The organism is Aphanizomenon sp. UHCC 0183, assembly GCF_009712065.1.
Classification (GTDB): domain Bacteria; phylum Cyanobacteriota; class Cyanobacteriia; order Cyanobacteriales; family Nostocaceae; genus Dolichospermum; species Dolichospermum heterosporum.
In genome coordinates, this window is sequence record NZ_VILC01000002.1 from 93107 (window position 1) to 120000 (window position 26894).

Below are 26894 nucleotides of genomic sequence, written 5' to 3' on the forward strand. Positions count from 1 at the left end.
GGTTACATCAGAATTGCAGGTTATTAAATTTGCGTTCCTAAGTAGGTGAACACAATAAAACCAAACTGTGTAAAGAAATGTAAAATCGCCCAAACCTCTTCACTCTTGCCTCTTGCCTCTTGCCTTTTGCCTTGCCATAACGACAATTTTCAACGCTCACCTACTTAGTTTCATGATCTGTGTAGGTGCACCTATTTATTGTACTCAGTTATGGATTACCCCTTTAATGCTCAAAATCTAATTTAACACATTTACAATATTACCAAACGATACCCAAATTTAACACAAAACCCTTTAAAACATCGGCTCTTGCGTCTCTTTTATGGTAATTGAGGATTGATGATAACAAAACCCTTACGGGACAAGGGTTATAAACAATTATTTCCATATTTTCAATGAAATGCCTACACAATAGGACTTTCAATGATTTTGAACCAGGTTTTCCATAAAAATAACCGAAGAACCGCAATTTCTAATTCACCTCGTTCAATAATTTGATAATCATTTCTTTGATTAGCAATTTTAGCAATATCTTCTAATATTCTTCGATTTTGATCATAAGCAAGCAAATCACCAATAATAATAAAACTATTTAAGGGAGCGCAATCAAGTAAAAACTTGATATTTTCTTGAGTAGTACCTGTATTTCATATTTCATTTAGACAATTTTGAAATATAAAAAGATGGCAATTACTAATAACTTCTGTTAAATTAGTGAATAATTCTAAATGTTAAATTGATTCGTGGCTGAATTTCTTTAGCTGTTTTAGCAATTTGGTGTTGCCAAAAATGCTGAGTTTCACCTTGCATTAGCAGAAAACTACCACTAGCTAAATCAATATCAATCTTGTGATTTTTTGAATGCTTGTGTCGTAAGGAAAAACGACGAGTTGCACCAAAACTAACTGAGGCAATTATGGGATTTTCCCCTAATTCGGGTTCATCATCACTATGCCAGGAAACACTATCTTTACCATCACGATATAAATTGAGAAGAACACTATTAAAACTAACTTGTGCAATTTGCTCAATTTTAGATTTAATTAATTTCAATGTAGGATTCCAATGTTCTGGATGTTGTTCTATGCCAGAATAAGTATACGATTTTCCTTCATCTCCATACCATGCTGTCAATCTTGGTATAGGCATTTTCTTACCAAAAAATTGGATTATTTCTTGTTTCCAGTTAATACTAGAATATAAATCTGAAAAAAGCTGATTACTTTCTTTGGTGCTACAAAAATTCGGATATAGTATCACTTCTCCATTAGTAGAAATAATAGTTTTTTTGTTAACCTGATTTTCTACCTTCATATTATTAGTATCTGGTAGATAATCCCAAAGACTGATTTGATTATACATAATTTGATTGAATCTCCATAATTATACAGTTTAGTGAAATCATCAGATTGAATTATTTAGGCAGGTATTTTACCTGCCCATGTAATCCTATTCTATCCCCTCAATCCGATTTTTCACCTCCTGATACAACTCCCTCAACCGATCTAAATTCTCCTCACTCGTCTCCCAATAACCGCATCCATTCATTCAATCTCAAACAGCGAACTGCTTGCAGCAGCGCTTCGCTATCGCACTCCCAACATCCTAAAAAGCGATTCCTAGGTCGCGCTTCGCTATCGCACTCCCAACATCCCCAAAAAGCGAACTGCTTGCAGCAGCGCTAGTAGTTCGTCAAATTTATTTTGACGGGTAATGGAAAAAAACTTCTGTTCTTCCCTCCCCCCCTACCTCCCCCACCTCCCCCACCTCCCCCACCTCCCCCACCCCCCCCACCTCTCTTCTCCCCTTCACCCGTCATTTTCGGGTTGACAGACTACTAGTTCCCTCCGGGACGCTCCGCGAACGCTATCGCACTCCAATATCCCCAAACAGCGATACCTACGTTAAACTACCGATAATACTGTCAAAGTATAAAATTATGGTATAATTATGGGGTCAACTTATTTAATCTCTTGTAATTTATAAATTTGCGTTATAATTTTGATTGGAATCCAGCAAAAGAAAAACAGAATATTCGTAAACATCAAATCAATTTTCGTTTAGCATCAACTGTTTTTCGTGATCAATATCAATTAAGTTTATATGATGAAGAACATAGTGATTATGAAGACAGATGGATTACTATAGGTTTAGATGAAACGGGTATTTTAAGGGTTGTTATTCATACGTTTGAACAAACAGATGAAGACTCGTGTTTGATTCGTATTATTTCAGCACGGAAAGCAACTTTTAATGAACAGCAGTATTATCAAGGAAGAAAGCTATGAAAGCAGAATATGATTTTTCACAAGCTGAACAAGGTAAATTTTATCATTCTGATGCAACTTTTCATTATCCTATTTACCTTGAACCAGATGTTGATAATTTTTTCAAAAAAATTGCTCAGGAAAAAAACATAGATGTGCAAATTTTAGTCAATGAATGGTTAAGAAATAATATTAAATTAATTGAAAGCATTCAGTAAAAGCAAAAAAGCGATTTCTAGGTCGCGCTTCGCTATCGCATCCCCACATCCCCAAAACAGCGATTGCTAGGGGTGCTTCGATATTGCTGATCTATTTAATAATCTAGGCTTTAATAGATTTATCAGCAGCATTAATTAATATTTCATCCATCCAAGCATTAATACTTTTTCCAGCTTTTTTAGCTGCAATAAAAATTTTTCTGTGATGTTCTGGAGTAGTTCTAAATGGCAATTTTCCAGAAAAAGGTTTATCAGGTTCTTCTCCCAATTCTTCACAAAAAGCTAGATAGCCATCAATAGAAGTTTCAAATTCTTGACGTGCTTCTTCGACAGTTTTAGCTTTAAAAGTAACAACATCATTAATATCAAGAACTCTTCCAAAAAGTATTCCTGCTTCTACATCTACTTCTATTGACGCTGTATATCCTTTGTAACTCAACATAATTTTAATAATCCTCACTCAGTTTTTTTGTGATTGATTTTACTACAAACTATTTATGGTTCAATTCCTGCTTTTATCAAAAATTCTCTCACTGATTTCACTGCTCCTTTATCGGTTTCTTTTTCTGGATGTGGTTCATGGAAATAACCTCTAACATCATTTAATTTAACTCTTACTCGTGAACCGCTACCTTGACTAATATCAGCACCTAAAGCTGTAAATAAATTCTCTATATCTTGCCAAATAATATTTGCTGGTACAGGATTTGTAAAAATTAATTCTAAAATCTTTTGCTGTTTATTATTAAGATTCATCCTTTTTTACTTTGGTTCTTCGGTTATTTTTATGGAAAACCTGGTTCAAAATCATTGAAAGCCATATTGTGTAGGCATTTCATTGAAAATATGGAAATAATTGTTTATAACCCTTGTCCCGTAAGGGTTTTGTTATCATCAATTCTCAATCACCATAAAAGAGACGCAAGAGCCTTTACTTTTAACAGAAGCTAATATATTAAGGTATCACATTATGATATCATGTCAATAGATAATCTACAGTTACTGGTCAAAAAGCGATTCCTAGGTTGCGCTTCGCTATCGCACTCCCACATCCCCAACATCCCCAAACGCGATCACCTAAATTCATCACCAGAATAAAAAATGATAAGATACTAATAAGATTTTATTCATATTAGTATCTTATGAATGTGAGTTTTCCGATACCAAAAGAACTTGAGTCTTATCTTGAGGTTCAGCTTCAATCTGGCAATTATGATACTGTAGCGGACTATTTTTTGATGTTGTTGCAGCAAGATCGACGGCGTAAGGATGCTCAAGCAAAATTAGCTAGTTTGTTGCAAGAAGGTTTGGACTCAGAAGCTGAACCTGTAACTCCTGAATATTGGCAGGATTTGCGCCGATCAATCTTTGGTGCGGCGCAGTAGTAATTATGGCTTTTCAGGTAATTGTTCGCAATCGTGCTACTCAAGATATCAGACAACAAGCAAATTATATTTTGGTGAATGGTAATCGGGAATCAGGGGAGAAGTTTTTGGAGTTTGTTGAGTATGCTTTTGCTCAATTGGCGATAACTCCCAATATGGGTAAGGTTGTGTCGTCTTTGTCTGATATGGGAACAATTCGTCAGTGGTGGATTAAGAATTTTAAGGACTATTTGATTTTTTATAAAGTTCAGGAGGAACAAGTGGAGATTCTACGGGTTCTGCATGGAGCGAGAGATTTAGAGGATCTCTTGCCATTCTTAGATGAGGAAGTTTAATTTTTTAATTGCACTTCCTCCAAACCCCCAACAAGCGATCGCACTCCTACACCCCAAAAAGCGAACTGCTTGCAGCAGCGCTAGTTCCCTCCGGGACACTCCGCGAACGCTATCGCACCTCTCACATTCCCAAAACAGCGATATCTTCAGTCAGCTTCGCTATCGCACCCCCACATCCTCAAACAGCGATTCCTAGGTCGCGCTTCGCTATCACAATATTTTCTCTTAACTGGTATAATCATTCCTATAGTTCACTGTTTAAAGAAACTATGCAAATTAAAGAAATGACGGCGGAACAGTTACAAAACTTAATCCGTACTACTGTAGATGAAATGCTAGATGAATACTTCGGTGATCCTGATGAGGATAAGGAAATTAAAGAATCATTCAAGCAAAGTTTATTGGAAATCCGGTGTAAACGTCAAGAAGGAAGACCTACTATTCCTCTAGCCGAAGTTTATAAAAGGTACGGGATAGAACGTTAAATGAGTTATTCTGTAAGTTTTGAATCAGAGTCTATCACTGATTTAGATAATTTAAATCAGTTTGTACGTCTGCGGATTCTGAATAAAATTCAATGGTTAAGTGTGAATTTTGAGCAGATAACTCCTCTATCTCTTACAGGTCAATGGTCAGGTTTTTATAAGTTAAGAGTGGGTGATTATCGAGTTATTTATGAGTTAGATATAGAAGAACAATGGTTCTTGCGTAGATTTTATGGTAATTGAGGATTGATTACCGCGAAACCCTTACGGGGCAAGGGTTATAACCTATTATGCCCAATATTTTTAATGAAATGCCGATACAATAAGGCTTTCAATGATTTTGAACTGGGTTCTCCATAAAAAGTACCAAAGAACCAGAACAATTAATCATTATCATTAGAATTGCTCATCGTAGAGAAATTTATTAGATCAACATCCCCAAAAAGCGATTCCTAGGTCGCGCTTCGCTATCGCATTTTCAACATCCTCAAAAGCGATTCCTGCGGAGCGCAACGCTTACGCACTCCCACATCCCAAAAGCCTCAATTAAGCAGACATTAAGACATTAAACGATGTGTAGGTTCAGGAATTTTTCGACCTAACTCTTGAGCAGTTTCTATCCATTCCTGCATAATAATTTCTATATTTTGCAGTGCTTTTTGATAAGTTTCTCCATCAGCAGCACATCCCGGTAAATCTGGAACTTCTGCGATAAATGATTGGTCTTGTTCACTCCAATAGAGATTAATTTCATAGCGCATAGTCATCTTAACCTCCTAGCTGATATTTAAGTAACATTTCACGAATTTGTTTAACTTGATATGCTTTGGCTTTTCCTTGTTTGGGTTGAAGGTTCAAGATTTCCTCAATTCCTTCTTTTGTAAAAATGTGGTGACTTCCACGAATTCTTTCATCAAATCCTAATCTGATTAAGAGTTGACACAATTGCTCAAAGGATATATTTGTGTCAGATGCGCCTGATAGTATCTTAGCTAATAGCTTGTCTTGTTGACTCACAAGTTATGATTTTGTTAACTCAAATGTTTATAATAGCCGAAAGCGAACTGCTTGCAGCAGCGCTAGTTCCCTCCGGGACGCTCCGCGAACGCTATCGCATTCCCAACATCCCAAAAAGCGAACTGCTTGCAGCAGCTTCGCTATCGCACCCCAAACATTCCTAAACAGCGATCGCATTCCCACATCACAAAACAGCGAACTGCTTGCAGCAGCGCTAGTTCCCTCCGGGACGCTCCGCGAACGCTATCGCACTCCCCAACATCCCATAACACCCCCATATCCCAAAAGCGAACTGCTTGCAGCAGTGCTTCGCTATCGCATCCCACACATCCTCAAAAAGCGATACCTTCGGTGCGCTTCGGTGCGCTTCGCTAACGCTGTCAAAATATAAAATTATGATATAATTCAGTGGTACTATTCTGTATAGTTAAATTCAGGTAAAAATTATAACTATAAATAAGCAAAAAATGTATGTCTAATTATCAAGAATTGCTACAGCAAGCTAAAAATCTAACTGCTGAAGAACAACTTAAATTAGTAGCTGAATTAATATCAGTGGTTCGTAATCGCGTTATAGATAAATCAAAAAAGCGTAGTATCCTAGATTTAGAAGGTTTAGGTAAGGAAATTTGGCAAGGTATTGATGCTCAAGAATATGTTAATCAGGAACGTGGAAAATGCAATGGATAGAACAATTACAGGGTTAAACTGTTGCTTTAGATACTGCACCGCTGATTTACTTTATTGAGCAAAATCCTGAATATATAGAAAGGGTAAGGCTGTTTTTCAGAGCATTAAATAATCGTGAATTTAAGGTAATTACATCTGTTGTAACTTTACTGGAAGTATTGGTTTATCCTTTGCGACGTGGAGATATAATATTATCTCAACAGTATCGTGATATCCTCTTTGAGGATGAGGAAATTTTAAAGGTTATAGAACTTTCTCCAGATATAGCGGAAATAGCAGCACAATTAAGAGCAGTATATAATTTGCATTCTTTAGATGCTATTCAAATGGCTACTGCTATTTATGGAGGTGCGTCTTTTTTCTTGACAAATGATATTCGTTTACCTTCTTTACCAGGGTTAACGGTTTTCGTTTTAAATAACTTAATAAGTTGATTATTTTTGAATGTAGCGATCGCACCCCCACATCCCCACATCCCCAAAACAGCGAACTGCTTGCAGCAGCGCTTCGCTATCGCACCATCTCCAACAGCACAAAACTATAGTAGCTTTATACTTAGGGCTTGCTGAAAAAGTGTTTCTGGAAAGGTAAGGGAACATTCGTCTTTAGGTAAATCACCTCTTATATAGAGAGAATAATAATCAAGCATTGCAGACTCATTTAAGCCGTTGATAGTAAATGTATTATCAGGTATCTCCCACGCTTCTTACAATCTTCTTGATAGGAAATTGGAGAACCTTTTTCACAATAATCTGCCAAATAGTATTTTTTAGAAGAATCTTCTTTTTGATTGGCATTTCACCTTTCCAAATAAAAATGTCAACAGGCATAAAAATTACAACTCCCTTTTTAATCTCAAATAATTACCAATTACCAAATCATCCCCAAGTTCAAAACAAAACCCTTCAAAACATCTTCCCCCGAAACCGTAGCAGGAGATTTCAAAACCTCAACCTCCTTACCAGGTATATAAATTTCCACTTGACGAGATTTCCAATTGATTAATATACCCAAACGCACACCATTATCTATATATTCCTTCATCTTTTCCTGTGTAGTCTTCAAACTATCACTAGAAGAAAGTAACTCAATTACAAAATCAGGACAAATGGGAGGAAATTTTTGTTTTTCCTCATCAGTTAAATTATTCCATCTTTCTAACTTTACCCAAGCAGCATTAGGGGAGCGAATAGCACCATTTGGTAAAATAAATCCGACATCAGAACCAAAAACTACACCTTGTGATTTGTCATCGTTCCAATTTGCTAATTGAGCAGTTAAACCAGAATTAATATTGCTAGTTATCCCACCCAATAAAGGTTTTAATAAAAGACTACCATCAGCATTACGTTCAATTTTGATTAATTCATTGATTTGGCAGATTTCAAAGAATTGATCATCAGTTATTTGAATTGATGGAGGTAGATAGAGAGTGATAAAGTCCATATTCTTCTAAACCAATGTCATAACTTGCTCATATTCTTCCTTATGACTTTGCAAAGCATCCCAGACATCAACTTTTTGCTGAAGATTTAACCAAAGTCTATGTCCATTTCCCAAAGCTTTACCAAGACGAATTGCAATATCTACAGTAATTGATTTTTCACCATTAATAATTTCCTGAATTGTTTGATTAGATACTCCTAAAATTTCAGCAAAATTGCTAGGATTAATATCTAAATCATCTAAAATATCTGCAATTATTTCACCAGGATGTATTGGTCTTACTAATCTATCTTGAGTAATATCTTGCAAATTATTCATAATTAATACTCCTTAATAATTTGGTTGGCTTTATTTAACGATGTTCAATCATTTAATACTATATTAACACAATATTCATTAATGGTAATCTTCTAAATTGACATCATAAGCATCCCCATCTTCAAATTTAAACGTTATCCGCCAGTTTCCTGATACTTTAATTGACCAAGTTCCTTTTCTGTCTCCTTTTAATTCATGCAAATCATATCCCGGTAATTTTATATCGTCTACCATTAAAGCTGAGTCTATAACTTCAAGCCTAATTCTAATTTTCTTTTCTAAATTTGCAGGAACTCCTTTATTAAAATTTTCTCTGAATAGATTTTGTAATGCTTTACTTTTAAATGTTTGAATCATCTTGAATTTCATATCATTATGTAGATTATACAAAGTTTCTACATACAGTTACGCGATCGCACCTCCACATCCCCAAACAGCGAACTGCTTGCAGCAGCGCTAGTAGTCTGTCAACCCGAAAATGACGGGTGAAGGCAAGCAGGGGGAGAAGAGAGGTGGGGGAGGTTGGGGAGGTGGGGGAGGTGGGGGAGGTGGGGGGGGGGAGGGGAGGGAAGAACAGAAGTTTTTTCCGATCATTACCCGTCAAAATAAATTTGACGAACTACTAGTTCCCTCCGGGACGCTCCGCGAACGCTATCGCACTTCCCACACCCCCAAAACAGCGATTCCTACGGAGCGCTTCGCTATCGCATCCCACAAATCCCCAAAAGCGAACTGACAAGTCAGCGCTTGCGCTATCGCATCCTCACATCCCCAAAAGCGATACCTTAAGTAATTATACAGTAACTCTTTCCTGTGTTAGTTGAGGATTTGATTCAGTAAATTTTTCTTGATTCATCTCCTCTCTTGTAGCACTCTCACTATTACAAAATTGCTCAAATAATTCAAAAAAGTTATTTAGTGCATCTCTTTCATCAGCAGAATAAAAAAGAATAATACTATCCCATCCATGTGAAGAACTAATTTTAAATCTTCTCTGTACCCATTCTTGGAATTGATTAAATTCTAGCTCTTGTTGAGTTGGTGGTAAACCTAAATCTGATCTAGAACCCATATATCCATCTAAAAAAGCTCTTAGTCGAGTAATCGAACATTGACCTAAAAACATTCCTGGTCTTTGTTTAATTCTTTGGAGCATTTCATAGAAATATTCATCGGGAATTATAGTAATACTATGATGATTTTTTTCCATAATCTTTAACTCCTAAAAAATTTCTTCTGTGATTTGGAACTGCTGCCCGTTATACAGTTTATTATAAAACAGTAAGTTGGCTAACCATTGATTTCTGGTGATTCCATCAGGGTGATGATTATCAAATATCATTTCTACTCCATCTATTATAATCATAATCCCTTGATGACGACCATTAATAGAGATTACATCTCCAGAAACACTTTCATCATAGATATAACTATCGCGTCCTATTCCTGAACCTGTATAAAGTTTTAGCCGCTTTCCCGAAATTCTCTGTGATACCAAGTAATCTTGGATAGCTTGAGCGCATTCAACACATTCCAGATTCTTATATTTGGCAATAATTTCTTTAAGTTTAATCTTGATAAATACTCTTCTGCACTGGTGGGCTTTAAAATTTTACGTCCTTTATACTCATCTATAAGACCCTTGATAAAACCTTCTAGATAACCTTTAATTTCTGCACGAGTTTTTGAACTAATAGCTGTCATATTCAAAATTAAACCGATAGAATGATTGTTAACAATGCCTTTGCTAAATGGTAAATGACAGGAATAGAAACTGCATTACCAAATTGATGTTTGGCTGTATTTTCATTATCCGCTATTTTGAAACTTTTAGGAAATCCTTGTAATCTTGCGTAATTTTCTGCGGTTAAAGGTTTAAATTGCTTTGGTTGATAAATTTTTTTGATAAATGTTTGCTTATATGCTTCAGGTTCTTCACATTCTATAGATATAGTAGCCACATAATCTCTTGTTCCAGTTGCGGTTAAAGTTCCAATCGCATCAGCATGAGGTAAAAATATTTTAGAAATACCATTAATTCCTGAAGAAATTTTAGAATTTACAAATTCATAACCTTTACCTTCTACAAGACGAAGAATTTCTTTGTCTACTAAGGCGTTAATTTCTTCAATCTGTAAATTAGAAGTTAAAGATTCTAACACTTCAAATTTTAAAGGATTACCATCTTTTTCACCATAAATTTTCTTTCTTCTATTTTTTAAAATAGTTTGACATATTAGCTTTTCTCTATAATTTGTTTCTATTAATTCCCAAGAATGAATTGTAGTATGTCCATCTCTAATATCAGCAAAAGTAAAGAAATCGTTTAATTCATCTATTTTTTGGAATCTGCCTCTAGAAGCTGGAATTTTGCCATCATTAAATAAAACTTCTGGAGGAAATTTCTTTTTAGGAAAATTACTTTTTTCAATTCCAGGAATTATATCATAAAGCTTTAAGCGTTTATTTAATGGTTTAGGAAAAGTAAACCCCCAACAATTTGCAATATCATTTCTAATACCAACAATAAATATTCTGTCTCTATCTTGAGGTAAACCAAAATCGTAAGAATTTAGCACCTGATATTTAACCACATAACCAAATGATGTTAAATTACTAAGTATATATTCTAAACTTTGTTTGTTTCTTGGCTCGGTTAAACCCTTGACATTTTCAAATATAAATGATTTAGGTTTATTAACTTCTACAACTCTAAAAACATCAAGCCATAGTTTACCTCTGGGGTCATCTAAACCTTGCATTTTACCTGCTATAGACCAAGGTTGACAAGGTACACCACCAACTATCAAATCTATTTCAAAAGGTAATTTGTTTAAATTTGTAATATCTCCTAAATATGGTTCATCTGCATTATGATCACTAATAAAATTATTTTTATAAACCTTAATAGCTTCTTTATCTATTTCTGAATACCCTAAACAAATTCCTCCTAATTCTTCTAAAGGAATTCTAAATCCACCTATTCCAGCAAATAAATCTACAAATGTAAACTTTCTTGTACAACTTATAATTTTAGTCGGTTGGAATAATTGAAATAATTCTAATTGTTGAGCATAAGTGCTGCTTTTCATAGGGTTTATCAGTGAAGTTATAGATAGATTCTTACATTCTATACTGTCACCAGTAAAGCGATCACATCCCCACATCCCAAACAGCGATCGCACTCCCAACATCCCCAAAAGCGATCGCACTCCCCACACCTCCAAACAGCTATATCTTCCCTTGACAAAATATTTTCATACAATTAACATGAAATTATCAAATAATTTATTGAAATTATGATGTTTAGTCTAAGCGATATTCACCCCTTATCAGAATTTCAGCGCGGAGCAAAGATGTTTCTGGATAAGTTAAAAGAAACTCAATCTCCCATTGTGTTGACTGTGAATGGTAAAGCTGCTGCTGTGGTTCAAGATGCTGAAAGTTATCAAAAACTCATTGATAGACTGGAATTACTGGAATCTGTTGCTAAGATCCGTCAAAGTATAAATGAGTTTAAACAAGGTGAGGGTATGTCCTTAAATCAAGCATTTGCAGAATTTAAGGAAAAATATGGCATACCGGATTGAGATTTCATCTAGTGCTATTGCTGATACAGGATTTATTAGGAGATGAGTTATAAAATTTGAGACTAAATAGCGATCGCATCCCCACATCCCAAAACAGCGATCGCACCCCCACACATCCCAAAAGCGATCACACTCCAAACATCCCAAAAGCGATCGCATCCCCACATCTTCAAACAGCGATCGCATCCCACACATCCCCAAAAGCGATCGCACTCCCAACCCCAAAATAGCGATCGCACTCCCAACACCCTCAAAACAGCGAACTGCTTGCAGCAGCGCTTCGCTATCGCATCCCACACATCCCCAAAAGCGATCGCATCCCCACATCTTCAAACAGCGATCGCATCTCACACATCCCCAAAAGCGATCGCACTCCCAACCCCAAAATAGCGATCGCACTCCAACACCCAAAAGCGATCGCACCCCACACATCCCCAAACGCGATCGCATCCCCACATCCCTCAAACAGCGATTCCTACGGAGCGCTTCGCTATCGCACTCCCACACCCCAAAAGCGATCGCATCCCCACACCCCAAAACAGCGATTCCTACGGAGCGCTTCGCTATCGCATCCCCACACCCCAAACAGCGATTCCTACGGAGCGCTTCGCTATCGCACTCCCACATCCCTAAAACAGCGATCGCACCCCAACATCCCCAAAACAGCGATTCCTACGGAGCGCTTCGCTATCGCACTCCCACACCCCAAAAAGCGATTCCTACGGAGCGCTTCGCTATCGCACTCCCACACCCCAAAAGCGATTCCTACGGAGCGCTTCGCTATCGCATCCCCACATCCCCAAAAGCGATCGCTATTGCGTAGTAATTTTGTACTTATTTAGATTTTACACCAACAATCAAACACAATTTCAGTAGATATGACAGTTTAGGGGGTAATTTTGGGTAATACTAAGAAAGCTCAATAAGTTAAATATAGCTTTGTATGTCTACTGAATTAACTGCTGAAACTTTAATCCCACTTTCTGTCCAAGAACGGAAAGCACTAATTTTGCATCATGCTTCATTAATTGATGTGACTCACATCGCAGATGAAGATTTACACATAGCATATAAATATGGAAAAATTATTTCCTCAATAGCACCAGCTTACTTTCAATATCAAATTGCACAAGACAAGCAGAATGGATCTGTTTTAGAATTAGATAGACAATCTCAGTTAATTAGTAGTAAAACTGAAAAATTCGCAGACGATTTTATTGAGTGGTTAAAACTTGACTTTGAAAAGAACAATTCAAGAATTGAGGATCATCCTAACCCATCCAATCTTTTTGAACTCTGTGGAGCTAAATTGCTAGTTACTAGCAACTCAGTGACAAGAAGCCTTAGTACAACAATGGGAAGTCTCTGGGAAAAAATATCTAATATTAGTCCTTATATTATTAACCCAGAATTTGAATTTGGAATTAAAATTACTGGAATTGATATTCTAGTTTTTTCGGAAGAAACAGTCAAGTTTGCACAACTAAAAACTCTAAAAGGAACATTGACTGGTTCGCAAGTACCAAGAGCAAAAAAAGAATTAAGCATTCATAAAAACTCTTTGTTTATAGCAGCTTTTGATTTAGGTAAATGGACTTTTTCAAATAGAAGTAACATTCCTCGCATTGCTGGTAAACCATTTTGGAATATGATTTGCATGGATTATGATCTAGTTGAAAATCATATCCGAGATATGTTACAGAAAATTGATCAAGCATTTGCTGAATTAGCCACAAAATAAATAGTTACCAAATCTATAGAGAAAAAAGTGAAAGTTGTTCAGATATCTCTTTACCTTTTGCTTTGTTTCCTTGAATTAAGTTGAAAAGATAACTCCCAAGTTCTTTCGCAAGTAATACCGGAACTGCATTACCAATTTGTTTGTATTTAGAACTGACAGAACCATAAAAAATCCAATCATCGGGAAAAGTTTGAATTCTTGCAGATTCACGGACAGTTAAAGAACGTAATTCTACAGGATGACACATATCTGTAGCTTTTTGGTGTGGACTTGTTGTGATTGTTGGAGAAGGTTTATCCCAAGATAATCTTCTGTAAAAACCTACTTTTCCACCTCCCGAATTATAAGCACCTCCCATAGCTTCTTGTTTTAATTCCTCTGGTAAATGCTTCCAGTTTTGTCCAGATTCCAATAATCTTAAATATTTTAAGCGACTTTCTGGATAAGCCATAAATTCTCGTTCTGTATCAACTAAATCTGTTATAGCATCTTCTAAAGTTCGCCATTTAGGTAAAATTTTACCATCTTTGCAATATTTGGGAATGGGAAATGTAGCAGCTTCACCATCTCTAGAACCAATAAATACTACACGCGCTCTATTCTGTGGAACGCCATAATCTGCGGCTTCTAAAAGGTTATAAACGACGTTGTAGCCTATTTCCTTCATTTCTGATAATACTACTTTTAAAGCAGCACCAGCTATTTCATCAACTTCTAAGGGTGGGTAATCTTTTCCTCTTTGGTTAATTGGTCTATGACGAAGTGGAGCAGAAAGCAAACCTTTGACATTTTCCATTAAGAAAAAACGGGGTTGGACTTCTTTAACAATGCGAACAAAGTCCATGAATAAACTACCGCGAGGGTCCATAACTGAACCTCTTTTCCCTGCGGTACTAAATGGCTGACAAGGTGGACCACCAGTTACTAAATCTACTTCTCCTGGTTGTAAAGCACGTCCTAAATTTAAAACCATTCCCCCTTCTTCAAGTAATTCTTGAGAACTGACGTTTTGTATTTCTCTGGGAATAGCACTTTCCTGCAAAAATGGACGATTAAGCGCAATTGTTTTTGTAGCATCACGGTCTTTTTCTACTACACTTACTGTATGAAATCCTGCTTGTTCCATACCCAAATCTAGACCGAAAGCACCTGTAAATAAGGAAATAGAAATAGCTTTACCATCTATCATTCTTGTCGTTCCCCAACAATTACTAAAATCAATAGTTATATAATGAGATGTATAAGGAACTTGCTCATATATGACTAGTTAGATTAAGTGTATCACTTTTTGGAGATAAATAGATTTAATAATTGTAAACATTACCAAATCATCCCCAAATTCAAAACAAAACCCTTTAAAACATCTTCCCCCGAAACCGTAGCAGGAGAATCTAAAACCTCAACCTCCTTACCTGGTCTATAAATTTTCACCTGACAAGATTTACGATTAATTAATATACCCAAACGTACACCATTATTTATATATTCCTTCATCTTTTCCTGTGTAGTTTTCAAACTATCACTAGGAGAAAGTAACTCAATAACAAAATCAGGACAAATGGGAGGAAACTTTTCCTTTTCTTCTTTAGTTAAATTATTCCATTTTTCCAACTTTATCCAAGCAGCACTAGGAGAACGAATCGCACCATTTGGTAAAATAAAACCGACATCAGAACCAAAAACTACACCTTGTGATTTGTCATCGTTCCAATTTGCTAATTGAGCAATTAAACCAGAATTAATATTGCCAGTTATACCACCCAATAAAGGCTTTAATATCAGACTACCATCAGCATTACGTTCAATTTTGATTAATTCATTAATTTGACATAATTCAAAAAATTGATCATCAGTTATTTGAATTGATGGAGGTAGATAGAGAGTGATAAAATCCATATTTATTCTACACTAATGTCATAACTTTATTATATTCTTCTTGATGACTTTGCAAAGCATCCCAAACATCAACTTTTTGCTGAAGATTCAACCACAGTCTCGGTCCATTACCTAAAGCTTTACCAAGACGAATAGCAATATCTACAGTAATGGATTTTTCACCATTAATAATTTCTTGAATTGTTTGATGAGATATTCCTAAAACTTCGGCAAAATCGTGATAATTAACTTCTAAATCATCTAAAGTATCTGCAATTACTTCACCTGGATGTATTGGCCTTGCTAATCTCTCATCAGTAATATTTTGCCAATTATTCATAATTAATACTCCTTGAATATTTCAGCCCACAGCATATGCTGACATACATATCTATCATTACTCCCGGTTCGCTCATTTTTTTTGGAGTTCGAGAAATTGCCAAAAAAATAGAAAATCTAGGTTTCGTAATGGTTTTAGCGATTTCCCGAAATTTAGCTTGAACTACCCTCGGTGCTAAAAACTCTATTTTTATGCGAACTGCTTGCAGCAGCGCTTCGCTATCGCCTACGTCATAGTACATTTGAATTACAGGCTAAAACCCCTATTAAATCGTTCAGGTTTTTTCTAACTCAATTTAAAATAGGCGAACCGGGAGTCATTGTATTGCTTATTCCATAATTACAGTACCAAAAAGCGATTCCTACGGAGCGCTTCGCTATCGCACTTCCCAACATTCCCGAAATAGCGATCGCACCCCACATTCCCAAAAGCGAACTGCTTGCAGCAGCGCTTCGCTATCGCTCACAACCCCCTAATTTTAAGTGATCGCAATTTCAACTTACTCCTAAACAGCGATTCCTACGGAGCGCTTCGCTATCGCACTCCCACACCCCAAAAGCGATTCCTACGGAGCGCTTCGCTATCGCACCTTCCAAACCTCAAACAGCGATACCTTCGGTCAGCTTCGCTATCGCACATCCCCAAAAGCATCAATTAAGCAGACATTAAACGCTGTGTAGGTTCAGGAATTTTTCGACCTAACTCTTGAGCAGTTTCTATCCATTCCTGCATAATAATTTCTATATTTTGCAGTGCTTCTTGATAAGTTTCTCCATCAGCAGCACATCCCGGTAAATCTGGAACTTCTGCGATAAATGCTTGGTCTTCTTCACTCCAATAGAGATTAATTTCATAGCGCAGAGTCATCTTAACCTCCTAGCTGATATTTAAGTAACATTTCACGGACTTGTTTAACTTGATATACTTTGGCTTTTCCTTGTTTGGGTTGAAGGTTCAAGATTTCTTCAACTCCTTCTTTTGTAAAAATGTGGTGACTACCACGAATTCTTTCATCCCACATTCCGCACCCCAAAAGCGATCGCATCCCCACAAACCCAAACAGCGAACTGCTTGCAGCAGCGCAACGCTTACGCACTACCCCACATCCCAAACAGCGAACTGCTTGCAGCAGCTTCGCTATCGCACCCCCACATCTCAAAAGCGATTCCTGCGGAGCGCTTCGCTATCGCACTCCCAACATCCCAAAAAGGGAACTGCTTGCAGCAGCGCTTCGCTATCGCACTCCCACATCCCAAAAGCGATCGCCTTGAGTTATCCCACTATTTTCTCTTAACTGGTATAATCATTCCTATAATTCACTGTTTAAAGCAACTATGCAAATTAAAGAAATGACGGCGGAACAGTTACAAAACTTAATCCGTACTACTGTAGATGAAATGCTAGATGAATACTTCGGTGATCCTGATGAGGGTATGGAAATCAAAGAATCATTTAAGCAGAGTTTATTGGAAATCCGGCGTAAACGTCAAGAAGGAAGACCTACTATTCCTCTAGACGAAATTTATAAAAGGTATGGGATAGAAGGTTAAATGGTTAAATGAGTTATTCTGTAAGTTTTGAATCAGAGTCTATCACTGATTTAGATAATTTAGATCAGGTTGTGCGTCTGAGGATTCTGAATAAAATTCAATGGTTAAGTCTCAATTTTGAGCAGATAACTCCTCTATCTCTTACAGGTCAATGGTCAGGTTTTTATAAGTTAAGAGTGGGTGATTATCGAGTTATTTATGAGTTAGATATAGAAGAACAATTAATCATTATCATTAGAATTGGTCATCGTAGGGAAATTTATTAGATCAACATCCCCAAACAGTGATCGCACTCCCAACATCCCAAACAGCGATCGCACCCCCACACCCCAAAAGCGATCGCATCCCAACATCCCAAACAGCGATCGCACTCCACACATCCCCAAAAAGCGATCGCACTCCCAACATCCCTAAACAGCGATCGCACTCCCCAAACCTCAAAACAGCGATCGCACTCCCAATATCCCCAAACGCGATCGCACTCCCCACATCCCAAAAGCGATCGCATCCCACACATCCCCTAAACGCTATCGCTCTCCCAACATCCCCTAAACAGCGATCGCTTATCTATAGTGTATATTTAAAGTAATAACATCAGCTAAATTGGCTCATGGTAAAAATTATGTTGCAAGCAATTGAAGGAATTTACAAAGATGGTAAAGTAGAACTTAAAGAATTACCATCTGATATTTCAGAAAGTCTGGTTATTGTCACTTTTTTAAAGTGGGAAAAAAATCACCCAAAAAATAAAATAATGAAGTTTGGTATGTTTTCTGGTAATAACCAGTCAACAGAAGCAGATTTTGAAATTGCTGAATTTCATGGGGATAGTGAGGACAGTTTAGACTGGTCATAATAAATTATGAAATATGTCCTAGATACTCATGCTTTAATCTGGTTTCTTGAAGGTAATTTAAAGTTAGGTGCAAATGCTAAAGCCATCCTTTGTGATCCTAATTCACAGTTAGTTATTCCTGCGACTACTCTAGCTGAGGCTGTTTGGATTGTAGAAAGAGGTAGAACATCTATTCCTGCCCCTAAAGATGTAATTTTAGCAGTAGAAGCTGATCCTCGTGTGGTAATTTATCCCCTTGATCAAGATATTATTGAAATGACTATGAGCTTATATTCTATTAATGAAATGCACGATAGACAAATTGCGGCAACTGCGTTAGTTTTAGCCAGTAAAGGTGAAATTGTACGGTTATTGACGTGCGATCAAAATATAACTGCTTCAGGTTTAGTTGCTATTGTTTGGTAGTTTGTAAATGAAGTCTATTTTAGCGATCGCATCCCCACATCCCAATAAGAGATCGCACTCCCAACATCCCAAACAGCGATCGCATCCCAACATCCCCAAACAGCGATCGCACCCCCATATCCCAAAAGCGATCGCATCCCCAACATCCCAAAAAGCGATCGCATCCCCAACATCCTCAAAAAGCGATCGCATCCCAACATCCCAAACAGCGATCGCACATCCCCACATCCACAAAACAGCGATCGCACCCCTCACATCCCAAAAAGCGATCGCACTCCCAACATCCCCAACAAGCGATCGCATCCCCACATCCCCAAACAGCGATCGCACCCCACACATCCCCAAAACAGCGATCGCACCCCCACACCCCAAAACAGCGATCGCACCATCCCCACATTCTCAAACAGCGATCGCACCCCAAACATACCCAAATTTTACAACAAACAATCGTAAAATTCCTTAAACGTACATTATAATTATAATGTCTGTGTGTTTTGCCTAAATGCTTGGACTAAATCAGTACAGTATAACTTGTATCAAATTTTATCCCTTGATAAATACAAGAAATTAACAACTTTATATTTTAATTATAGGAAGGTAAAAATGTTTCTTTTCTACCATAGTCAACAAAGTGTTACTAATGCCCATAATTATAAAGGGCAGTTATTTGAACAACTTATGAGTAGATACTTAGATGCTACTGGCTATGATATCAAACTCAATCAAAAAAAACATAGCTTAGAATATGACTTAGAGGGTGTTCATAGGATTAGCAAGTTCAAAGTATTAGGTGAAGCTAAAGCACAAAAGCAAAAACAAGGTGAAAATCCATTCACACATTTTTGTGGTAAATATATACCTCAAAAAATGCGTGATCCGCAATTATCGGGGCTATTTTTATCTATTAGTCGTATTACCAAGGAATCAGAAGATTACTATAACTCCCTTAGTGATTTCAATTTTTACGACATTAAGGTTTATACAGGAAAAGAACTATTTGAAAAAGTTAGGAAAGAATTAAAACTACCTGAACCATACACACTGGCTAAACAAATTGAAGACAGAGGTTTATTTCCACTAAGTTGCAATATTTTAGCTACTGATAATGGTATCTTTATGGTTCAATTTGTAGCTACTTCTAAATCTACTGGAGCTTCACTATTTGCGTTATTTAGAGAAAATGGTACTTTATTATCTGATCAGAATTATTCACGATCACTCAAAGAGCATATATCTGAACTATCAGGATTAGATCCTATTATAGATGATCACAGTCAATTTACCCAGCAAATTGATAAAGATAACCATATTATTCGTAAAGGATTATCTCTTAGTCAAAGTTGGACTGATTATAGATTACCAGCAGCACCAGAATTTTTTGTAGGTAGGCAAACATTAGTTGATAGAATCAATGAGCATTTAGAATTGAAGAATAAATCAAATATTATTGAAATTAAAAGTCGTTCTGGTGTTGGCAAAAGTTCATTTATTGCATATATTAATAGTAAATTTGAAAAAAAAGGTCATATTTTAGAGTTACATGATGCCAGGAATATTAAATCTATTATTCATCTGTTTAGTGTAATTCAAAGATTTACAGATTCACCTTCAACACCTTGTGATATGAGAGAAGTTGAACAACAAATTCAGTCCTTAGCTGGTAAGTTAACAAATAACCAGTTTGCTATATTTATGATAGATCAATTTGAATCTACATTTAGTAATTCAGATTTATTTGACGCTTATGAAAATTTAATACAGATTTTTGCTGAGTTGAGATCAAATATATTTTTATTTATAGCCAGAAAATCAGATGTATTAACAACTTATGATGATAAAAAGATTGACTTAGGGATCATTAATCAACTTTCTCACTCATACGAGTTACAAGATTTATCACCATCTGAAGCCGCAGAACTAATCAATAAAATTAGTGAAAATTCTATTAAACCTCTTCATAATGAATTAAAAGCTTATGTCTATGAATATGCACAAGGATTTCCTTGGTTAATTAAACGGACAATGGATCATATTGTTCATTGGTTGGAAAAAAATCGAGTTATACAAGGAGATTTTTTTGATTCAGGTTTAGGACTCGATGATTTGTTTAACGAAGAACTTGAAGGTTTGGACGAGATAGAAAGAGACTATTTAACGAAAATGGCTCAATATCTTCCAGCTAATAGACAACAGTTAGAAAGATTATTCGACGAAGATCCTTTTTTATCTAAAGTTATACATAAGTTAGTTGATAGTAGATTATTAAGAGTAGAAGGAAGTACCTATGATATCTATAATGATGTATTTAAAGATTTTTTAGTTCATAAAAAACAACCTGAACTTCGGAGAGCTTTTATCTATCGTCTCTATCCAAAACAAGTAATTAACGCTTTCCATACTTTAATTAATAACTTTGGATACAATAAACAATTATCTGACAATGATTTAAAATTGTTATTTCAAAACAAAGACAAAAAAAGTCATACAATCAAAGAACTTTGTAATGTAGGATTATTGAAAAAATATAATGATTTATGGATTATTCCTAAGAGTGTACAAGATGTTTCTGAACAAAATAATTTAGGGGATTATGTTCGTCAAAACTTAATAAACAATACTTTGATTACAGATATAATGAGAAGGACTACAGAAAAAGGTTACTTTTCATTGTCAGAATCATATTTATTAACTTATTTACAAGAAAGATTTATTTTCACAAAAGCTAACGAAAAGACATGGAATCAGTATGCTAATATACTTAAAAAATGGATGATAGAATTTTATCTGATCGAAGAGATTAAAAAAGATAATCATTTAATTTCACCTACAATTGATAGGAAAGAGATTACTAAAAGACTAGGCAATTTAGAATCTTTAAATAATAAAACTAATATCTTCTTACCTACCCAACGCTGGAGTGAGTTTGAATCAGTTGCAATTCAATTACTTAATCCTGAAAACGATAAAAGATCATTAAAATTGATTGATTTAAACAAATTATCAATGATTTCTCATGAAACACCTAAATTTGAGTCTATAGAAGAATTACGTCAAGTTGTAATAGATTCACTTATTCAAGATCCTTATACTCAAATTTGGTCTTCAGTTTCAGAGGGTAAATCATTAGTTTCTATTATGCAAAATATCCTGCAAAGTGATTTTACAGAAAGCACAATAAAAAGACGTTTAAGAATTCTTCTTGATTGGGGTCAAAACTTGGGAATTATTCCCGCCAAAAAATATAAATACTAATCCAAAAAATAATACATTTATTATACTTTGCGCCTTTGCTCCTTAGCGACTTTGCGCGAAACAAAAATAGGCAGGTAAAAAACCTGCCCATCTAATCCTATTCTATACCCTCAATCCGGTTTTCTACCTCCTGATACAACTCACGTAACCGGTCTAAATTCTCCTCGCTAGTCTCCCAATAACCGCGTCCATTCATTTCCAACAAAGTAGAAACAATCTTGCGGAAAGAATGAGGATTGAGATTCATGAGACGCTTTTGCATTTCCTCATCTTTGATGAAAGTTTCATTCGTGTCCTCATAAACCCAGTTATCCACAGCACCAGCAGTCGCACTCCAACCAGTGGTATTTACCAACCGCTTAGAAAGTTCCCGCACACCTTCGTAACCGTGAGACAACATCCCCTCATACCATTTGGGATTTAACAACTTCGTCCGCGCATCTAAACGCACAGTTTCTGATAAACTTCTCACCTGTGCATTTGCAGTAGTTGTATCTGCAATGTAAGATGCAGGTTTTTTGCCATCTGCACGCAGACTTGCTACTAACTTAGTAGGATCTGAGTCAAAATAATGGGAAACATCTGTTAAACTGATTTCCGAAGAATCGAGATTCTGGAAAGTTGCATCAGCAGTTTTCAAAGTAGTTTCAAAAATCTCCCGCGACTCATCCATAACCCCAGGATTATCAGAATTGAAAGAGAAAGATTTGCGCTTCAAATACATTTCCTGTAACTCAGCTTCACTATCCCAAGTGCTATTCTCCACCGCCAAGTTAATATTAGAAGAATAAGAACCAGAAGCATTAGAGAAAACGCGAGTTGCAGCTTGACGCAGATTTATGCCCATGTCCTCAGCTTGTTTCAAAGCGTGCTTGCGGACAAAATTCATTTCCAAAGGTTCATCAGCTTCAGCAGCCATTTTCACACCTTGGTCAAGCAAGTTCATTTGGTTAATGAACAAGTCGCGGAATACACCAGAACAGTTAATGACAACATCAATTCTGGGACGACCCAATTCTTCTAAGGGTATCAATTCCAACTTGTTCACCCGTCCCAAAGCATCGGGAACTGGACGCACTCCCACCATCCACATAATTTGGGCTAGGGATTCACCGTAGGTTTTGATGTTATCTGTACCCCAGAGGACACAGGCAATGGTTTCCGGCCAGTTGCCATCATTTTCAGACTTGTTCCGTTCTAACAACCTATCAACGACGATTTTCGCAGATTGGACTGCGGCAGAAGTGGGGATAGATTGGGGATCTAAAGCGTGAATATTTTTACCTGTGGGTAATACATCAGGATTACGGATAGGATCACCACCGGGACCAGGGAGAATATATTCACCGGCTAAACCTTGGAGAAGTCCACCGAGTTCGTTATCTGCACAAACTTGTTTTAAGCAGAATTCCAAATATTCAAACAGGGGTTTTAATGCAGAGGTGTCTACTTTGGTGTAACCTGATTGATGCAGTGATTCTACCCAAGGTTCTTTTCTCCCCATATTGAAGAAGTTCAACTTGGAAACCGCTATCACTCTACCTTCTGCGTCAATTTGTTCTTGAACTAAGGCTGTAACAGCCGCACGGGTAGCGAGGGTGATATCTTGTAGTAGTTGTACATCTGCCAAAATTCCGGCATCATTGTTTTTGTAGATATCCTCAATGTTGCGACCGAGACTTTTGGCAATAATTCCGGGTAAACCTTGAATTTCTTCCTCTTGTCGGTCTAAACTAGCTATATTGACCAGAGTGGCGATCGCTTCTTCGGCAGTAGGAGGTTTACCAATTACGTGCAGTCCACAAGGTAACAAGCGTGATTCAATTTCCATCAACCTGCGATAAACGCTACCCACGATGTTATCCCGTTCTTCCGAGGACATATCCTTAGAATCGGTTTCTGGTAACTCAATATCCTTGTCTAAGTTGACAATGCGGCATTTATCCATGATGGAATTGACAATGGAAACGCCCCGGCCAGTGTCTTTCAAAGTTTGGTAAGAAGCAATTAACTCGCTAAGTTCCTTCAAACCCTTGTATAAACCAGCATTTTCCGCAGGTGGTGTCAGGTAAGAAATTGTTTCCGCGTAACTGCGACGTTTGGCAATTGTAGCTTCACTTGGGTTATTAGCTGCGTAATAATACAGGTTAGGAATTGAGCCAATTAGTTGATCTGGGTAACAATCGCCGGACATTCCCATTTGCTTACCGGGCATAAATTCCAAAGAGCCATGTGTCCCAAAATGTAACACAGCATCAGCGCCCCAAATCCGTTCTAGATAGGTGTAGTAAGCTGCAAAACCATGATGGGGACTTGCGGAACGGGAGAATAACAACCGCATGGGGTCGCCTTCATAACCAAATGTTGGCTGCACACCAATAAACACATTACCAAATTGTTTCCCGTAAATCAAGAGATTTTGTCCGTCGCTGTTGAGGTTTCCGGGAGGTGGTCCCCAGTTTTCTTCTAAGCGTTGGGAGTAGGGTGTCAGTGCTTCATATTCTGGCACAGACATTTTGTAAGCAACGTTGAGTTCAGGACTGTTGTATTGTGCTTGTGCGTCGTGGATTACTTGTTCTAGCAACTCTTGGGGAGTTTCGGGAATATCTTGTACATCGTAACCGTTGTTTTTCAGTCCTTTCATGACTTCATGGATAGAACCGAATACATCTAAATATGCGGCTGTACCCACGTTACCTTTGTCGGGAGGGAAGCTAAAAACGGTGATAGCAACTTTTTTGATTAATTTGGGTTTGCGGCGCAGACTTGCCCATTTTAAGGCGCGTTGGGCAACAATTTCTACCCGGTCTTGGAGGGCGATCGCTTTTCCAGTTGCCCCATCTTTACCTGATAGGATAATTGGCTCAATTGCCCCGTCAAGTTCAGGTATAGCAATCTGTAAAGCCACTTGAATGGGATGTAACCCCAAATCGCTATCTAGCCATTCTTCGGTGGTTTGGAAGACCAAAGGCAAGGCAACCATGTAGGGACGATTTAACCGTTTTAATGCTTCAATAGCTTTCGGATGGTCTTGTCTGGCGGGTCCACCCACCAAAGCGAAACCAGTTAAAGAGACTACCGCATCTACTAATTGTAATTTAGTTGTGGGTTCATAGAAGTAAGCTTCTATTGGTTTAGAGAAATCCAAACCACCAGCAAACACAGGCAGAACTTTTGCACCTAATGATTCTAATTCCTGGACAATTGCCACATAATGGGCATCATCGCCGGTAACTAGGTGAGTTCTTTGTAAAACCAAACCTACACATGGTGCAAGGGGGTCTTTGAGATTTCTAGAAATATCCCTGCGGACAGAATACCAGTTGAGATATTCTCGCACATCCTCAAACATACTTGGCGCTAAAGGATGCCAAATCCCCATGTCGGGATAAACAACTGGTGCTTGGTATTCAGCAGCAGCAAAGCTTTCTTTTTCTACGCCTTTCAATACGTATTTATCAGCCAGCATCAGCAAGAAGTTTTCCAGGTTTTCCGCTGAACCACCTAACCAATACTGAAAACTGAGCATGAAGTTTCTCGCGTCTTGTGCTTTTTCCATTGGTAGGAATTTCAGCACTTGGGGGAGTGTCCGCAATAACTTCAACATTCCATCTTGGAAACCAGCGCCAGATTTTTCTTTGCGCTTTTTCATGAAGTTAGCGATAACGCTCTTGGATTGTCCTAACTGCGCCAAGGAGAAGCTACCCATTTTATTGAGGCGCATAACTTCGGGCATGGAGGGGAAGACAACGGATACATCTAGGTTATCACGATGGGGTTCAACTGCGGCAACTACTTTTTGTGCTAAGTCTTCTATAAAAATTAGAGAAGCAATGAATATATTAGCACTGGCTATATCGCGTTTCAACTCCTCATAGTTTTCAGAGTTGCGTAGTTCTTCAATCAAGTATCCACTGATTTCTATGGCTACGCTAGGATGATTAGCGTTAATTTCCCGTACCGCTTGCGATAATGCACTTTGGTATTGGGATTCTAGCACGACATAGACAACCTTGATTAATTTACGTCCCCGTAAATCGTCAGGTGCAATATGCCTAATAGTGGACTTGACTTGGGTAAACATTCAAATAAGCTCCTTTAAGGCGTGTTTTTGTGGAGTTCATCACGGTTGATATGGCCGTTTGTAACTGCAATTATTTTCGGCAATAAGAGTTTTTTAGCAGAAAACTCGGATTCTGTGGGGGTTTTGTCCTATATCTGACACAAAATGATATAGAAAACAACATATTTATTCATGAATCTTAACAAAGAATGAAGGTTTTCTCACCTGGTTTTAAATTTTGTTTACATAACAGTATAGAACAGTATCAATATGTAAAAAATCTGTAATCAAGTATTGACACTGACAGTATTGTGATATTTTGGTTTTGAGTTGGGCAACTTTTTACATTTTTAGCGATTCGTTGTCGATTAAATTAAGAGGTTAACTGTTAACTTTAGGTTGAGTTTGTCATGGTATCTAACAGAATAAATCGGTTTGGAGATTGGACAAATTACAAAGATTTGTTTCAAAGTGGAAAGCTCGGAAGCAGCCGACCTTTTTTTGAAGGGGAGAATGTTCGTGAACGCATGAACTTGGTTCGCAATTCAATAGTATTTATTCGTCACAACTGGAATCAATATGATAAATTGATGAACGACTTAGGAAGTTTATTGGAAGAAAATTGCCTTAGTTTTGATAATGATGAAGATGATGCTGAATTAGCCAAGAGATTATCTAAACTTATCAATAGTCGAAGAAACTGGATTGATCGACTTCTTCCTGACGAAAAGGTTGCGGATGATTATGATGCAATTCGCTTGTACACATCTGCAAAAGGTTATGAACAAATTTATTCATTCATGAATCTTGTGTTCCGAAGTGAGCTGCCAACAGAATTTGAACGCCTAATTATCAGCGTAGTGTTCCTAGTAGAATTAATTAATATTGATTTATTTAATTACAGTCATAACGCACCCACTTCAATAAAGGACTTTAATGGAGTGGTATATAGAGGAATGTATCTTGCCGAAGACCAAATTCAATCCTTTTCAAAAATATGTCAGCAACCGTTATCAGAACGATATATTTCAATTCCATTAGGATTTTCCTCTACTAGTCTC

Annotated in this window: 40 protein-coding genes and 1 pseudogene; 16 read left to right on the top strand and 25 right to left on the bottom strand. The window is 37.0% G+C overall.

Annotated features, from left to right (window positions below; genetic code table 11):
* Positions 1-404: 404 nt before the first annotated feature.
* Both FJR37_RS01010 and FJR37_RS01015 read right to left on the bottom strand, forming a co-directional pair.
* The gene (locus FJR37_RS01010; RefSeq protein WP_168465050.1) at positions 405-569 is read right to left on the bottom strand and encodes a hypothetical protein; all 165 of its coding nucleotides are present in this window, start codon (positions 567-569) and stop codon (positions 405-407) included.
* 142 nt (positions 570-711) lie between these two features.
* A complete protein-coding gene (locus FJR37_RS01015) occupies positions 712-1362 on the bottom strand; it encodes an alpha-ketoglutarate-dependent dioxygenase AlkB (protein ID WP_168465051.1) in 651 nt (216 codons plus the stop codon).
* Positions 1363-1988: 626 nt separating this feature from the next.
* Between FJR37_RS01015 and FJR37_RS01020 the strand changes: the two genes are divergently transcribed.
* Both FJR37_RS01020 and FJR37_RS01025 read left to right on the top strand, forming a co-directional pair.
* Positions 1989-2288, top strand: coding sequence for a BrnT family toxin (locus FJR37_RS01020; protein ID WP_015212917.1), 300 nt, complete (start codon positions 1989-1991; stop codon positions 2286-2288).
* Positions 2285-2485, top strand: coding sequence for a hypothetical protein (locus FJR37_RS01025; RefSeq protein ID WP_039203742.1), 201 nt, complete (start codon positions 2285-2287; stop codon positions 2483-2485). The genes FJR37_RS01020 and FJR37_RS01025 overlap by 4 nt, the downstream gene beginning before the upstream one ends.
* A gap of 103 nt (positions 2486-2588) precedes the next feature.
* Here the strand turns inward: FJR37_RS01025 and FJR37_RS01030 are convergent, their stop codons facing one another.
* Positions 2589-2927 (bottom strand): type II toxin-antitoxin system HicB family antitoxin, encoded by a 339-nt coding sequence (locus tag FJR37_RS01030; RefSeq protein ID WP_039203744.1) that lies wholly within the window; start codon positions 2925-2927, stop codon positions 2589-2591.
* 53 nt (positions 2928-2980) lie between these two features.
* Complete coding sequence (locus FJR37_RS01035) at positions 2981-3241, bottom strand: type II toxin-antitoxin system HicA family toxin (protein WP_039203745.1); 261 nt, start codon at positions 3239-3241, stop codon at positions 2981-2983.
* Between the two features lie 386 nt (positions 3242-3627).
* Here FJR37_RS01035 and FJR37_RS01040 point away from each other — a divergent pair, with 386 nt between their 5' ends.
* Genes FJR37_RS01040 through FJR37_RS01055 form a run of 4 tightly spaced genes read left to right on the top strand, consistent with a single transcriptional unit; the run spans position 3628 to position 4933 of the window.
* Positions 3628-3870, top strand: coding sequence for a transcriptional regulator (locus tag FJR37_RS01040; protein ID WP_039203746.1), 243 nt, complete (start codon positions 3628-3630; stop codon positions 3868-3870).
* Between the two features lie 5 nt (positions 3871-3875).
* The gene (locus FJR37_RS01045) at positions 3876-4205 is read left to right on the top strand and encodes a type II toxin-antitoxin system RelE/ParE family toxin (RefSeq protein WP_217355143.1); all 330 of its coding nucleotides are present in this window, start codon (positions 3876-3878) and stop codon (positions 4203-4205) included.
* Between the two features lie 8 nt (positions 4206-4213).
* Complete coding sequence (locus FJR37_RS26300; RefSeq protein WP_217355144.1) at positions 4214-4690, top strand: hypothetical protein; 477 nt, start codon at positions 4214-4216, stop codon at positions 4688-4690.
* Positions 4691-4933: a type II toxin-antitoxin system RelE/ParE family toxin gene (locus FJR37_RS01055; RefSeq protein WP_168465052.1), complete on the top strand. Its 243-nt coding sequence runs from the start codon at positions 4691-4693 to the stop codon at positions 4931-4933.
* 314 nt (positions 4934-5247) lie between these two features.
* Here the strand turns inward: FJR37_RS01055 and FJR37_RS01060 are convergent, their stop codons facing one another.
* From FJR37_RS01060 to FJR37_RS01070, 3 genes are all read right to left on the bottom strand, one after another.
* The gene (locus FJR37_RS01060; protein ID WP_039203749.1) at positions 5248-5457 is read right to left on the bottom strand and encodes a type II toxin-antitoxin system HicB family antitoxin; all 210 of its coding nucleotides are present in this window, start codon (positions 5455-5457) and stop codon (positions 5248-5250) included.
* A gap of 1 nt (position 5458) precedes the next feature.
* Entirely contained in the window at positions 5459-5707 is a 249-nt protein-coding gene (locus FJR37_RS01065) for a type II toxin-antitoxin system HicA family toxin (protein WP_168465053.1), read from the bottom strand.
* 140 nt (positions 5708-5847) lie between these two features.
* On the bottom strand, positions 5848-6033 hold the full coding sequence (locus tag FJR37_RS01070; protein WP_152608942.1) for a hypothetical protein: 186 nt from the start codon (positions 6031-6033) through the stop codon (positions 5848-5850).
* 145 nt (positions 6034-6178) lie between these two features.
* Between FJR37_RS01070 and FJR37_RS01075 the strand changes: the two genes are divergently transcribed.
* Both FJR37_RS01075 and FJR37_RS01080 read left to right on the top strand, forming a co-directional pair.
* Complete coding sequence (locus FJR37_RS01075) at positions 6179-6397, top strand: hypothetical protein (protein WP_015078641.1); 219 nt, start codon at positions 6179-6181, stop codon at positions 6395-6397.
* A 35-nt stretch (positions 6398-6432) separates the two neighbouring features.
* Positions 6433-6831 (top strand): annotated as a pseudogene (locus FJR37_RS01080) (type II toxin-antitoxin system VapC family toxin); the annotation flags it as partial.
* A gap of 436 nt (positions 6832-7267) precedes the next feature.
* Here the strand turns inward: FJR37_RS01080 and FJR37_RS01085 are convergent.
* The 7 genes from FJR37_RS01085 to FJR37_RS01115 all read right to left on the bottom strand — a co-directional run bounded on the left by FJR37_RS01085 (position 7268) and on the right by FJR37_RS01115 (position 11253).
* Positions 7268-7843: a Uma2 family endonuclease gene (locus FJR37_RS01085; protein ID WP_168465054.1), complete on the bottom strand. Its 576-nt coding sequence runs from the start codon at positions 7841-7843 to the stop codon at positions 7268-7270.
* A gap of 6 nt (positions 7844-7849) precedes the next feature.
* Entirely contained in the window at positions 7850-8161 is a 312-nt protein-coding gene (locus FJR37_RS01090; RefSeq protein ID WP_053541113.1) for a HigA family addiction module antitoxin, read from the bottom strand.
* 78 nt (positions 8162-8239) lie between these two features.
* Entirely contained in the window at positions 8240-8518 is a 279-nt protein-coding gene (locus FJR37_RS01095; protein WP_053541114.1) for a type II toxin-antitoxin system RelE/ParE family toxin, read from the bottom strand.
* 436 nt (positions 8519-8954) lie between these two features.
* Positions 8955-9371, bottom strand: a complete 417-nt coding sequence (locus FJR37_RS01100) for a hypothetical protein (protein ID WP_039201219.1) — start codon at positions 9369-9371, stop codon at positions 8955-8957.
* 12 nt (positions 9372-9383) lie between these two features.
* Positions 9384-9740, bottom strand: coding sequence for a papain fold toxin domain-containing protein (locus tag FJR37_RS01105; protein WP_039201220.1), 357 nt, complete (start codon positions 9738-9740; stop codon positions 9384-9386).
* Positions 9626-9865, bottom strand: a complete 240-nt coding sequence (locus FJR37_RS26165) for a hypothetical protein (RefSeq protein ID WP_174763371.1) — start codon at positions 9863-9865, stop codon at positions 9626-9628. Before FJR37_RS26165 ends, FJR37_RS01105 begins: the two co-directional genes overlap by 115 nt.
* Before the next feature lie 8 nt (positions 9866-9873).
* Positions 9874-11253 (bottom strand): DNA cytosine methyltransferase, encoded by a 1380-nt coding sequence (locus tag FJR37_RS01115; RefSeq protein ID WP_168465055.1) that lies wholly within the window; start codon positions 11251-11253, stop codon positions 9874-9876.
* Positions 11254-11460: 207 nt separating this feature from the next.
* Here FJR37_RS01115 and FJR37_RS01120 point away from each other — a divergent pair, with 207 nt between their 5' ends.
* On the top strand, positions 11461-11751 hold the full coding sequence (locus FJR37_RS01120; protein ID WP_235335068.1) for a type II toxin-antitoxin system Phd/YefM family antitoxin: 291 nt from the start codon (positions 11461-11463) through the stop codon (positions 11749-11751).
* Here the strand turns inward: FJR37_RS01120 and FJR37_RS01125 are convergent.
* Positions 11701-12378: a hypothetical protein gene (locus FJR37_RS01125; protein WP_168465056.1), complete on the bottom strand. Its 678-nt coding sequence runs from the start codon at positions 12376-12378 to the stop codon at positions 11701-11703. The genes FJR37_RS01120 and FJR37_RS01125 overlap by 51 nt on opposite strands.
* Positions 12379-12694: 316 nt before the next feature.
* Between FJR37_RS01125 and FJR37_RS01130 the strand changes: the two genes are divergently transcribed.
* Positions 12695-13492 (top strand): hypothetical protein, encoded by a 798-nt coding sequence (locus FJR37_RS01130; protein ID WP_168465057.1) that lies wholly within the window; start codon positions 12695-12697, stop codon positions 13490-13492.
* Positions 13493-13505: 13 nt separating this feature from the next.
* On the opposite strand, the gene FJR37_RS01135 is transcribed toward FJR37_RS01130, so the two are convergent.
* The 6 genes from FJR37_RS01135 to FJR37_RS01160 all read right to left on the bottom strand — a co-directional run bounded on the left by FJR37_RS01135 (position 13506) and on the right by FJR37_RS01160 (position 16803).
* Positions 13506-14681: a DNA cytosine methyltransferase gene (locus FJR37_RS01135; RefSeq protein ID WP_168465058.1), complete on the bottom strand. Its 1176-nt coding sequence runs from the start codon at positions 14679-14681 to the stop codon at positions 13506-13508.
* Positions 14682-14812: 131 nt separating this feature from the next.
* The gene (locus FJR37_RS01140; RefSeq protein WP_039201117.1) at positions 14813-15388 is read right to left on the bottom strand and encodes a Uma2 family endonuclease; all 576 of its coding nucleotides are present in this window, start codon (positions 15386-15388) and stop codon (positions 14813-14815) included.
* 7 nt (positions 15389-15395) lie between these two features.
* Positions 15396-15707 carry a HigA family addiction module antitoxin gene (locus FJR37_RS01145; protein WP_039201116.1) on the bottom strand — a complete coding sequence of 104 codons (312 nt, stop codon included), beginning with the start codon at positions 15705-15707 and terminating at the stop codon, positions 15396-15398.
* Positions 15700-15948: a hypothetical protein gene (locus FJR37_RS01150; protein ID WP_168465059.1), complete on the bottom strand. Its 249-nt coding sequence runs from the start codon at positions 15946-15948 to the stop codon at positions 15700-15702. The genes FJR37_RS01145 and FJR37_RS01150 overlap by 8 nt, the downstream gene beginning before the upstream one ends.
* Positions 15949-16361: 413 nt before the next feature.
* Positions 16362-16574 carry a type II toxin-antitoxin system HicB family antitoxin gene (locus tag FJR37_RS01155; protein WP_039200400.1) on the bottom strand — a complete coding sequence of 71 codons (213 nt, stop codon included), beginning with the start codon at positions 16572-16574 and terminating at the stop codon, positions 16362-16364.
* A 1-nt stretch (position 16575) separates the two neighbouring features.
* The gene (locus tag FJR37_RS01160; protein WP_235334821.1) at positions 16576-16803 is read right to left on the bottom strand and encodes a type II toxin-antitoxin system HicA family toxin; all 228 of its coding nucleotides are present in this window, start codon (positions 16801-16803) and stop codon (positions 16576-16578) included.
* Positions 16804-17041: 238 nt separating this feature from the next.
* Here FJR37_RS01160 and FJR37_RS01165 point away from each other — a divergent pair, with 238 nt between their 5' ends.
* Both FJR37_RS01165 and FJR37_RS01170 read left to right on the top strand, forming a co-directional pair.
* Complete coding sequence (locus tag FJR37_RS01165) at positions 17042-17257, top strand: hypothetical protein (protein WP_168465060.1); 216 nt, start codon at positions 17042-17044, stop codon at positions 17255-17257.
* 8 nt (positions 17258-17265) lie between these two features.
* Positions 17266-17523: a type II toxin-antitoxin system RelE/ParE family toxin gene (locus FJR37_RS01170; protein ID WP_168465061.1), complete on the top strand. Its 258-nt coding sequence runs from the start codon at positions 17266-17268 to the stop codon at positions 17521-17523.
* Between the two features lies 1 nt (position 17524).
* Here FJR37_RS01170 and FJR37_RS01175 read toward each other — a convergent pair whose 3' ends face one another.
* Entirely contained in the window at positions 17525-17770 is a 246-nt protein-coding gene (locus tag FJR37_RS01175) for a hypothetical protein (protein WP_168465062.1), read from the bottom strand.
* A gap of 109 nt (positions 17771-17879) precedes the next feature.
* On the opposite strand from FJR37_RS01175, the gene FJR37_RS01180 reads away from it, so the two are divergent.
* On the top strand, positions 17880-18113 hold the full coding sequence (locus tag FJR37_RS01180; protein ID WP_104388670.1) for a hypothetical protein: 234 nt from the start codon (positions 17880-17882) through the stop codon (positions 18111-18113).
* A gap of 6 nt (positions 18114-18119) precedes the next feature.
* A complete protein-coding gene (locus FJR37_RS01185) occupies positions 18120-18518 on the top strand; it encodes a type II toxin-antitoxin system VapC family toxin (protein ID WP_168465063.1) in 399 nt (132 codons plus the stop codon).
* Here the strand turns inward: FJR37_RS01185 and FJR37_RS01190 are convergent.
* The gene (locus FJR37_RS01190) at positions 18498-18821 is read right to left on the bottom strand and encodes a hypothetical protein (protein WP_168465064.1); all 324 of its coding nucleotides are present in this window, start codon (positions 18819-18821) and stop codon (positions 18498-18500) included. The two genes, FJR37_RS01185 and FJR37_RS01190, sit on opposite strands and share 21 nt — an antisense overlap.
* Positions 18770-18949, bottom strand: coding sequence for a hypothetical protein (locus FJR37_RS01195; RefSeq protein ID WP_168465065.1), 180 nt, complete (start codon positions 18947-18949; stop codon positions 18770-18772). Before FJR37_RS01195 ends, FJR37_RS01190 begins: the two co-directional genes overlap by 52 nt.
* Before the next feature lie 172 nt (positions 18950-19121).
* On the opposite strand from FJR37_RS01195, the gene FJR37_RS01200 reads away from it, so the two are divergent.
* Positions 19122-21770 carry a hypothetical protein gene (locus FJR37_RS01200; RefSeq protein ID WP_168465066.1) on the top strand — a complete coding sequence of 883 codons (2649 nt, stop codon included), beginning with the start codon at positions 19122-19124 and terminating at the stop codon, positions 21768-21770.
* Positions 21771-21867: 97 nt separating this feature from the next.
* On the opposite strand, the gene FJR37_RS01205 is transcribed toward FJR37_RS01200, so the two are convergent.
* A complete protein-coding gene (locus FJR37_RS01205; RefSeq protein ID WP_168465067.1) occupies positions 21868-25854 on the bottom strand; it encodes a magnesium chelatase subunit H in 3987 nt (1328 codons plus the stop codon).
* Between the two features lie 389 nt (positions 25855-26243).
* Between FJR37_RS01205 and FJR37_RS01210 the strand changes: the two genes are divergently transcribed.
* Positions 26244-26894: hypothetical protein (locus FJR37_RS01210; RefSeq protein ID WP_168465068.1), on the top strand; the 651-nt coding region annotated here is incomplete at its 3' end.